A 10324-nucleotide genomic window follows, 5' to 3' on the forward strand; every position below is an offset into this window, starting at 1 on the left:
AACTGATTTCATTACTTTTCAATAGATTAAACTAAAAATTACTAATTCTTGTACACCTTAAGGCAGCGCCATTAGGCCATAGCCCAACCTACAGGTTACTGCTTAAGAACTCAAACCTGAGGAAGTCCGAGAGGGTATTCATTACGAATGATAAGCTAGTTATAGCCGAGGACTATTACCGTCGGTTTCTTGCTTAGAGTCATAAATCTTAGTAAACGGGTCGCTATCTCGTTTGGTGGTAGATGAGCTTGGCGTTGGATAAATATTGGCTGTTATGCTAAGAGTTACATTATTTGCTTTGCCAATAATATGCTGTTGCCTCTTTTGTAAATTGCCGATCTCTTGTTTAAGTGTCTCAATCTTTAAATGGGCTTTATTTATCTGTATTTGTAACTCCGGTATGGTAACTTCTTCTAAAGTAAGGATTTGCTCCGTTTGAGTTGAAATTTTTGCTGAATTTGCCCTTATACTTGCTTCATTCTGCTTGAGTTGATATCGATCAGAGTTATTCTGGGCCGTATAGATTAACGAGGTAACAAACAGCCCCAATGTTGCTGTTGCACATAATGCCGAAGGGGTGAAAAATATAAGTTCCAGCCCTCCAAAGAAGGCTAGTAGAGCGGTTATAAGAGTTAGTAGAAGCACGCCGGCACCAATGTTAAGGAGTTTGTTTCTATCTTGCAGGCGTTTCTTAATTGTTTTTCCTAGTTTTTTATTGTCTTCATCAAATCGTGAATTTTGGTTGTTTAGCATGGGGTTAGCACGTAGCAAACTAAGAAGTTCTTCTTCACTCTGACTAAGAGTATTGTCTAAACGCCACTTAACTTGCAGTTCAGTTTTTAATATAAGAAGCTTACTTGTTTCTTCGTCCGCAACGCTAAGGCTCTCTTGCATGAGATGAGCAATTGTTTCTAACGCACTAATTTCATAAAAACTTAAGGTATGCGATTGACTCGTTCGTAGGTAATTGATAAGACAATAAATGTACTCCCTATAAGCGAATTTTTCAGCTTTAGTCATAGTTAGCTTGCCGTGAGACTCTTTTTGAGTGTTGAATTTATGAATCAAATCAACCATTAATGAGTAATTTTGGGGAGATAATTGTGCTTGTAATGATTCTTGATTAATACAAGCCGACTCACGTAATTGTCGTGCACTGAAGCGCTCATGGAGGGCTTTCTGTTTTTGTGGAATTTCGAACATAAGTTTAATATTCAGCTCATCTCGTCGTTTGCTTAACTTTTCGATTATAGCGAGGGTATTTTTAAGTTTTTTCTGCGCTGTACTGTGTTGAGCTTCTATCTGTTCTTTTGGGGATATCAGTTGGCTTTGGGCTTCGGCAGGCATGGGGGATAGCACCTTAATTAGTTCTTTATGGGCTGGTGCTTGCTGTGAATGAGAGTGATTATGTACCTGATTTGCATTTTGAGGTTCATGTTCATGTTCATGTTCATGTTCATGGTTTACATGTTTACGCCCATCCTCAGAATGGCTATGCTCAAGGGCTGATTTAGCTGTCCCAGGTTGACGAATTTGTTTTGTTAGAATATCGTTTAATAAACTCAGCTCACTTAAAATTTCTTCTTGCTTGCTTTTCTCTTGGCGCATTAACTCAAGCGAGTCATTAATATTATCAAGTTCTTTTTTTAATGAGAGTTCTAGATGTTTTTCTATTTCTGCCTCTTCAGTCTCACGTGCATTTTCTTCGATATCTTGTTTTTGTTGCTTTGCACAAGCTTGGGACACTTGAATGGCAGAGTATTCTCTTTTCTCATTTGCAACTAGTTGGTCTATGTGTTCTCGAATTTGCTCTATAACAATTGCAAGTGGTTGTTGTTCCAGGCAATGTTGACGTAGGGTGGAATAGTGTGACTTGCTTAGATAAGCGTAGGTGTATATGTGGATTAATTCGATAATCTTCTCATCAGATAGCATAGTAGTATTCCCAATATTCTCAGGATGTATTTTATACAATCATATTAAGTAGTCAACAAATAGTTCATCTTAATGTAAGAAAGGCCTGATAATCAGGCCTTTCATTAGATACTGTTTTTCTTCCTACTTAGTGAAGTGAAACAGAGTAAAGATATTAACTTATTATTCGTCAGTCAATCGGAAGTACTTTGTTCCGAAATATCTTTGTAATTTTTTTCTGATTGTACCGCGGCTAATACCTAACATTTTAGCTGCTTGTAGCTGGTTACCACGACGTTTTTCCATTACAGCTTGTAATAATGGAGGTTCAACTTCAGACAAAATCATGTCATAAAGGTCGTCAATACTTTTGTTTTTATTTTCTGAAAGAAAACGAGTAACCAGATTATAAACTAAATCCTGGAGACCTTGGTCTTGCTTGATTATTGACTGGGTAGCTTCAGGTGTTTCAATGACATTCATCTTAACTTCCTTATTATTAATTAAATCAACAACAGTCCAATTGCTTACATATGCAATGAAAGCAACATTGATTGTACATGAAGGATAATTGATATTCTATATTTTCAAGCTAAAAGTATGCATTTTTTTCGAACAATTCGCTTTCTACTAGGTTTAATAAAGAGCAATCAGACCCTTCCGATGACAAAGAGCTTCTAAGTTTTCCTAATTGCTCGAGCATTCTTGCTTGACGTGAATGATCATTAAAAAATTGAGTCACGTAGTGTGTTAACTCATCAACATTACAATCATATTGTAGAAACTCAGGTACTATCATTTTATTTGATAAAAGATTACATAGACCTAGAAATTTAACTTTAATAAACTTTGCGGCCAATACGTAAGTAATAAATGATGATTTATAAATAATACACATTGGTTTTTTTAATAAAGCACATTCCAAAGATGCAGTTCCTGATGCAACGATAACAAAATCTGCAGCGGCCATACAGCTTAGTGCTTGTCCTTTCACAAAACTTACGGGTAGCTTGCTGTGCGCAAAATAATTAGTAATTTTTTCTGCATCAATAGTTTCTGCAATAGGGATAACAAATTGCCAATCAGGGTATTGTTGGTGTAATCGTTCCGCGGTATCCCGAAGTATGGGCATGTGTCGCTCAATTTCGTTATGACGACTTCCTGGAAGCAGGCCAAAAACTTTAGCGTCTACAGGAATATTTAAGATTGCTCGCTGTGAATCACGTTCGCCAACGGCATTAATTTTTTCAATTAATGGATGACCAACAAAACTTACTGGAACTTGAGCATGTTCATAGATTGTTTTTTCAAAGGGTAAGATAACCGCCATATGATCAACGCATTCTTTAATCAGATGAATACGCTTGGCTTTCCAGGCCCAAATTTGCGGGCTGATGTAATAAAGAATTTTAATTCCTAATTTACGTTTCGCATACTTGGCAAGGCGTAAGTTAAAACCAGGGTAATCCACTAAAATAAGCAAATCAGGCTTTTGTTGCTGTAAATGCTTTTTAATCGCCTGAAATGCTTTATGAATGACTTTGAGGTGACGAACTACTTCAGTGATTCCGGTAACCCCATAACGAGCCAAATCCGAAATTAACTCTACCCCTGAATCATGCATGTGCTTACCACCAATACCACTTATTTCTATATTGGGATAGTTTGCCTTTAGTTGCTTAACTAGCACCGAAGCATGAATATCACCAGATTCTTCACCTGCAATAATAACGACTCGTTTAGCTTTGTTCATGACGTTCCATAAGGTTGTTATGAATCAGTGCAGTAACTTGCTCTGCGGTGAGTAGGGCTGCAAGTCCATCTTCACCCGTAACCAGTGGGGTACTGTCTTCGATAATGCACTTTAAGAAGGCTTTGATTTCTTCAAGTAAGGCATCGCCATTTTCAAGTTCTTTTTGTTCATGGACAATATCTGGGATTCCAGGGAACATTTCGCTTGTTCCTTTTTTAAATACAGAAAGGTGTTTGTTTTGATAATCGATGGATAAGAAACAATTTTCCTGGAATATTCGCGTTTTTCTCGAAGAATTGAGACTAACCCTGCTTGCTGTGAGATTGGCTACGCAGTGATTTGCAAAGGTAAGGCGGACATGAGCGATATCAATTGCTTTGGTTAGTATTGGCGTTCCTTGAGCAAGGATGGAAACAATAGGGCTTTTTACCATATTTAGGATCAAATCGATGTCATGGATCATTACATCTAATATTACATTCACGTCTGCACCACGAGGTGTGAATGGCGCCAGGCGTTCTGCTTCAATGAATAGTGGCTTGTCCAAGTAGTTGTCCAGAGCCATACGTGCAGAATTAAAGCGTTCAAGATGGCCTATCTGTAGTTTTGCTTTATGATTTTTCGCTAATTGAACTAATTCTTCTGCTTGAGCAGCGGTTTCGGTCATGGGCTTTTCCAGTAACACATGGATGCCTTGCTCTAAAAAGGCTTTGGCTATTTCATAATGCATACTGGTTGTTGCGGCAATACTTACTGCGTCAACTTTATCAAATAAGTTACGGTAATCAGTATATGCTGGAACATTTAACTCCATACCTACTCTTTTTGCTGCTTCTTCGTGTAAGTCGCATACGGCAACTAACTCTGCATGAGGAGTCCGTTGATATTTTTGTGCGTGAAAACGACCCAAGTAACCAACACCAATCACGGCGCAGCGAATTTTACTCATACTAATGCTCATTTGCTAATTATTTGTACGCGATGATCGCATTTCCTGAATGATAAATCAATTTTTAATCATAAAAAGAACAGTTGCAAATGGCTTATGTCTAGGTATCATTAGGACCATTTTTAAAGCATCTGGAATAATAATGAATAAGATAAAATTGCTCGCCGGCGTGGATGAAGTAGGGCGTGGACCTTTGGCTGGAGCAGTAGTGACTGCAGCAGTTATCTTAAGAGAACCTATTGAAGGACTTGCTGATTCTAAAAAATTAAGTGCGAAGAAGCGTAAATTATTGTCATTGCAAATCAAGGAGCAGGCTTTGGCATTTGCTTATGGCAGGGCAGAGGTTGACGAAATTGATACCTTGAATATACATCAAGCTACGTTGCTGGCCATGCAACGAGCGGTAGAAGCTTTACCTATTAAACCTGAGGAAGTCTTAGTTGATGGGGCACATGCTCCAAAATTAAGCGTTCCCTGTCAGGCGATTATTCAAGGTGATGGCTTGATTCCCGCAATTAGTGCCGCGTCCATACTAGCGAAAGTCTTACGTGATGAAGAAATGGAGGTGCTTGATGCCATTTATCCCGGATATGGCTTTGCTGGCCATAAGGGGTATCCTACGGTTGCCCATAGAGAGGCATTAGTACGATTAGGGCCTTGCGTGATTCATCGTCGAAGTTTTGCACCAGTGGCTAATTGCATAAGAGTTAAAGAAGAAAAAGTCTAGTTGAATATGGTCCTTTGCCATCAAGGCTTCTGGAGCAATGCTGTATTTAATTGAGTTAGGAGTTGTTCTGTCATCTGTTTTGGTTTAATTATGGTGATGTTAGGGCATAAGATTATTCTGCCCTCCCAGGCTTGATTTCTTGTTCATTGAACTAGTCGATGTTATTTGTGAGGGTTTCCAAAAGCAAGGTTTTTCCAGCACCGACAGGGCCTAAAAACATCAATGGACTTGAGGCATGAGTTATTTACTAACAATAAAAAGACCGCTATATTACCATTTTGGTATTATATTGGTCACTAATTCCTCCTTGTTTCTTCATGATGTAAACGATCTTATCGCAAACAATTAAACAAAATCTTATGCGAGCTAATCGACATTAACACCCCAAACCCTGCCAGAAACGTTACCATAGCTGTTCCACCATAACTCACTAAAGGCAAAGGGATACCTACAACCGGAATAATTCCCATAACCATCCCGATGTTTACAAAGCCTGACATAAAAAATGACATGGCAAGGCTTGCAGCAAGGAGCCGGGTATAGCTCGTTTGTGCATTGGAGGCGATATTGAGGCTTCTTAATGAAATTAAGACAATCAAGGCAATAATGGCAAATCCCCCTGCAAAACCAAACTCTTCGCCACTTACCGCAAAGATAAAGTCTGTGGCATGCTCCGGTAGGAAATTAAGATGCGATTGACTTCCTTGTAACCAGCCTTTTCCAACTAGGCCTCCAGAACCAATAGCAATCTTGGATTGAATAATATGATATCCCGAACCCAGAGGGTCTTGCTCCGGATCGAGTAGGGTATAAACTCGTTGCTTTTGATAATCATGCATCACATGCCAAACCGCTGGTATTGCCGCACTGATTAAGAGGATCAGCATTAAAATTATTTTGAAGCGAATACCGGCGAGGAATATAACGCAGAACCCCGCGGCAGCCACCATAATTGCAGTACCTAAGTCGGGTTGTTTCGCAATAAGCAAGGCAGGGATGCCGATAATAATGCTCGCAACCGAGATTGCTTTTAAACTGCTAGGACGGGTTTGGCGATCAAAATACCAAGCTGCCATCATCGGTACGGCCAATTTCATAATTTCAGAAGGCTGAAAACGAAATAATCCTAATTCCAGCCATCGTTGAGCACCTTTGCCAATTTTTCCCATCAGCATTACTGCAATCAGCAAGCCTAAGCCTGTGCTGTAAATCCATGGCGTCCAGATTTTGTATTTATGAGGTGGAATAAAACCTAGAACGATCATAATCAAGGTAGCAAAAACCAAGCGCATGGACTGGCGTAAGATCATGCTTATATTCGCATTCGAGGCACTGTATAGAATTAAAAGGCCTAAACTAATCAACAGCAGTAAAAGACCTAATAATGGAAGGTCTAAATGGAGCGATTTTGTAGTAAACCGATAAACTGGGTTATTGTTTCTTCTGTTCATGAGCTGTTTTCATCGGATAAAGTTGGTAATAAGTATCCAGTATCTTGCGTGCAACCATAGATGCCGTGAAATCATTTTCAACCACTACTGCTACGGCAATTTCTGGTTTATCTACTGGCGTAAATGCGATAAATAGTGAATTATCGCGTAAGGCTTCAGGGATATCTTCATATTTGGCTTTTTCATATTGTCGGCCACTAAAGACTTGTGCTGTGCCTGTTTTACCTGCTACAGGGTAGGGTGGGTTTCGCCCAAATCGATATCCAGTTCCTTCATTACTGGTTAGTACGCTATGCATGGCTTCTTTAACAATATCCCAATTGGCTTCGTCTTTAAGATAAATGGGATACTCTTCAACAAGCTTATATGGTTTTACTTCACCGGTATCACTGTTTACTGTTTTTGTAAGTAGGTGAGGACGGAAACGTTGCCCTCGCTGGCTTAGCGATGCGGTTGCGTTTGCTATTTGCAAGGGTGTGGCAAGCATAAAGCCTTGACCAATAGAGGTAATCAATGTATCACCAGGATACCAGGTTACCCCTTTTGTTTGTTTTTTCCAGCGAAGGCTTGGCACAATACCGGATGCCTCTTCATAAAGATCGATATGGCTCAAATGGCCCAAACCAAATTTAACCAACATGTCTTCAATATTAGAGATTCCCATTTTATTACCTAGCTGATAATAAAATGTATCGCAGGAAACAGTGATGGAGCGCTTAAAATTAATCATTCCATGCCCCCCCTTTTTCCAATCTCTATAAATATGACTGGAGTTCGGGAGTTTATATTTACCTGGATCATAAATGGTACTTGAGGTCGTGATAAAGCCTTTATCCAGTCCAGCCAATCCCACAAAGGGTTTAATGGTTGATGCAGGAGGATAAACACCACGTACGGCTCGATTAAACAAGGGTCTTTGTAGCGTGTTCGATAAAATTTTGTAGTCTTTAGAGCTCACCCCACCAACAAAGATATTAGGATCAAAGCTTGGTGAGCTAACCATGGCTAAGACTTCGCCATTTTTAGAGTTAATGACTACGGCTGCTCCGCGTTTGCCTTGAAGCCCTTCATAAGCTGCTTTTTGCAGGCGGATGTCGATACTTAGATAAAGTTTGGCGCCGGAGTGAGGATTCATTTTGTCAATTACTCGCAAGGTTCGCCCACTCACATCGGTTTCTACCATCTGATATCCCACAGTTCCATGCAATATATCTTCGTAGTATTTCTCAATCCCTGCTTTTCCAATAAAGTTGGTCGCCCGATAATTGGTTGGATCAACAGTTTTTAACTCTTCGATATTAATACGTCCTACATAACCTAAAACATGGGCAGTTATTTCACCAAGTGGGTAATGACGCATTAAGCGTGCTTTAATGCTGACGCCGGGAAAGTGATATTGATTAATTGCAAACAGGGCCACTTCTTCCTGAGTTAATTTTAATTTAATCGGAATTGGCATAAATGAGCGATTTTGTTTGCGTGTTCGATTGAAGCTGATTTCATCATCCTCAGTAATAGAGGGGAGTAATTCGCGCAGCTGTTTTACGGTTTTTTGGATGTCTTTAACATGTTCAGGGATTATTTCAAGCACATAAACAGGGACATTCTCTGCCAACAAGATGCCATTTCTATCAAGAATTACTCCACGAGGAGGAGCAATGGGCGTAATGCTCATCTGATTTTTTAAGGATAGCGTTTGGTATTTTCTAAATTCGGAGATTTGCAGGTAAGCAAGTCTTAACACCAGAATTAAAGATAAAATGATAATAAATGCGACCAGCAAATTAAGTCTAAAACGTTGATTCTGTGATTCTGATTGATAATTATTAAATGATTGATTCAGACGCATTGCATACAGTCAGCTAACGGGAGTTCAAAAGGGTGCATAGTATATTAAAATCCAGGTTTTTGCCATTAGGGCCATTAAATAACGTGGTTTTCTGTAGCATTACCAACCGCTAAGGCTCTGTGGAATATCGAGAAATGAAATCGTAGACTCTATCTGGCTTATTTATGATAAGGATGATTATTCATAATCGACCAGGCTCTGTATAAGGTTTCTAACAAAACGATCCGGACTAAAGGGTGGGGCAAGGTGAGTTTTGATAAAGACCAGCGCTCATTGCATAATGTAAGCATTTCTTGGGATAGCCCCTCAGGGCCGCCAATTAGAAAACATAAATGACTGGAGGTTTGCTGCAATTGAGTAATTTTTTGTGCTAATTCTTCGCTACTAAACGATTTGCCTTCAATTTCCAAAGCAATAATCCGTGCGCCCGTAGGAAGAGCCTCTTTCATTAATGCAGACTCTTTTTCCATGACGCGGGTCAGATCAGAGGACTTACTACGGCGAATTAGTGGAATTTCAATTATTTTTAACTGAATACCGTCATTAAATCGTTTGGCATAGTCGTTACTTCCTTGAGTAACCCAATCTGGCATTTTATTGCCTAAAGTAATAACGGTAATTTTTAACATGGCAATTAATTGGATTCTTCCCAAAGTCCTTCTAGATTATAAAATTGTCTGCTTTCAGGTTGCATGACGTGGACAATAAAGTCGCCAAAATCAATAAGAACCCAGTCACCGGTTTCAAGTCCTGTGCAATGTAATGCAGGTAAACCAGCTAATTTCATATCTTCCATAACTTTTTGACCAATTGCTTTCACGTGACGTGAAGCACGGCCCGAAGCAATAAGCATGTAATCGGTGATGGTTGTTTGTTTACGGACATCAATTACTTTTATATCGGAAGCCTGAATATCTTCAAGCGCATGTAAGAGTTTCGCTAGCATTGGATGTTGATCAGACATAGTCAAAGGTATCTTCTATCAAAAAACCCCGGATGATAGCAGCATTTTTTTGATATAAAAAGGGTTCTGTTGAAGAATAGCTGTCCTTAGGCATCATTGCTTCGTTTCGTTCGCAATGACGGAATATTTTAATAGCCTAAATATAGGCTGGACGGAAAAGCCCAGCCTACGCCTTACTCTCTAATTTTTCCTTAAGTAAGCGCCATTAGTTACAATGATAGGTACTATTAATCAGAAAGATTCACACGCGTTAATAAAAATTTAATCACTGCGAATAAAACCAGACAGCCAAGCGCTGCAATAAACAGGATCCCCAATTGTTGGCTAAAGGCCGCTGCATACAGCGATTTAAGTACCGCTATATTGGTTTCACCGGTAGGAATTGAAGTTAAAGAAGCCAGTTTTCCAGAAAGAAAGCCGCCAATTCCTAAAGAAACAAAGAAAATACCCATCATCGTACTTACTTTGTTTTTATCAGCGAGTAAGGTTATTGCAGACAAGCCTACAGGCGAGAGCAATAATTCAGCCAATGAAAACATTAAATAAGCTGGGATAATTAATAATGGGAACAATAATGCTGTACGGTCGGTCAAATTAGTTACTAAAGCAATTATCGCGTAGGCTGCCGTAGTAATAAAAATAGCGAGTAAGAATTTTTTGCCAATGTTTAATCCACGTTCTAGCAAGGTAAGCTGGGGGTTTCTTGGCGCTAAAAAA

At 39.3% G+C, this 10324-nt stretch carries 9 protein-coding genes and 1 pseudogene; 1 reads left to right on the forward strand and 9 read right to left on the reverse strand.

Translation table 11 applies throughout. From position 1 onward, the window contains the following. Positions 1-159: 159 nt before the first annotated feature. From ACQY7T_RS13305 to ACQY7T_RS13320, 4 genes are all read right to left on the reverse strand, one after another. A complete protein-coding gene (locus ACQY7T_RS13305) occupies positions 160-1935 on the reverse strand; it encodes a hypothetical protein (RefSeq protein WP_428414011.1) in 1776 nt (591 codons plus the stop codon). Between the two features lie 162 nt (positions 1936-2097). Continuing rightward, on the reverse strand, positions 2098-2397 hold the full coding sequence (locus tag ACQY7T_RS13310) for a helix-turn-helix domain-containing protein (protein WP_133135441.1): 300 nt from the start codon (positions 2395-2397) through the stop codon (positions 2098-2100). A gap of 109 nt (positions 2398-2506) precedes the next feature. Next, positions 2507-3667: a lipid-A-disaccharide synthase gene (lpxB, locus tag ACQY7T_RS13315; RefSeq protein WP_428414012.1), complete on the reverse strand. Its 1161-nt coding sequence runs from the start codon at positions 3665-3667 to the stop codon at positions 2507-2509. Beyond that, positions 3654-4616 (reverse strand): Gfo/Idh/MocA family protein, encoded by a 963-nt coding sequence (locus ACQY7T_RS13320; protein WP_428414013.1) that lies wholly within the window; start codon positions 4614-4616, stop codon positions 3654-3656. Before ACQY7T_RS13320 ends, lpxB begins: the two co-directional genes overlap by 14 nt. Positions 4617-4758: 142 nt before the next feature. Between ACQY7T_RS13320 and rnhB the strand changes: the two genes are divergently transcribed. Then, positions 4759-5343 carry a ribonuclease HII gene (rnhB, locus tag ACQY7T_RS13325; RefSeq protein ID WP_428414014.1) on the forward strand — a complete coding sequence of 195 codons (585 nt, stop codon included), beginning with the start codon at positions 4759-4761 and terminating at the stop codon, positions 5341-5343. A 332-nt stretch (positions 5344-5675) separates the two neighbouring features. Here the strand turns inward: rnhB and rodA are convergent, their stop codons facing one another. The 5 genes and pseudogenes from rodA to ACQY7T_RS13350 form a co-directional block, all read right to left on the reverse strand. Next, positions 5676-6794, reverse strand: a complete 1119-nt coding sequence (gene rodA, locus ACQY7T_RS13330; RefSeq protein ID WP_428414015.1) for a rod shape-determining protein RodA — start codon at positions 6792-6794, stop codon at positions 5676-5678. Further along, complete coding sequence (gene mrdA / locus ACQY7T_RS13335) at positions 6775-8643, reverse strand: penicillin-binding protein 2 (protein ID WP_428414016.1); 1869 nt, start codon at positions 8641-8643, stop codon at positions 6775-6777. The genes rodA and mrdA overlap by 20 nt, the downstream gene beginning before the upstream one ends. A gap of 158 nt (positions 8644-8801) precedes the next feature. Then, on the reverse strand, positions 8802-9272 hold the full coding sequence (gene rlmH, locus ACQY7T_RS13340; protein WP_428414018.1) for a 23S rRNA (pseudouridine(1915)-N(3))-methyltransferase RlmH: 471 nt from the start codon (positions 9270-9272) through the stop codon (positions 8802-8804). Positions 9273-9277: 5 nt separating this feature from the next. After that, entirely contained in the window at positions 9278-9607 is a 330-nt protein-coding gene (gene rsfS / locus ACQY7T_RS13345; protein WP_428414017.1) for a ribosome silencing factor, read from the reverse strand. Between the two features lie 227 nt (positions 9608-9834). Continuing rightward, positions 9835-10324: pseudogene (locus ACQY7T_RS13350) on the reverse strand (peptide MFS transporter); the annotation flags it as partial.

Source organism: Legionella sp. (assembly GCF_965140895.1).
Classification (GTDB): Bacteria; Pseudomonadota; Gammaproteobacteria; order Legionellales; family Legionellaceae; genus Legionella.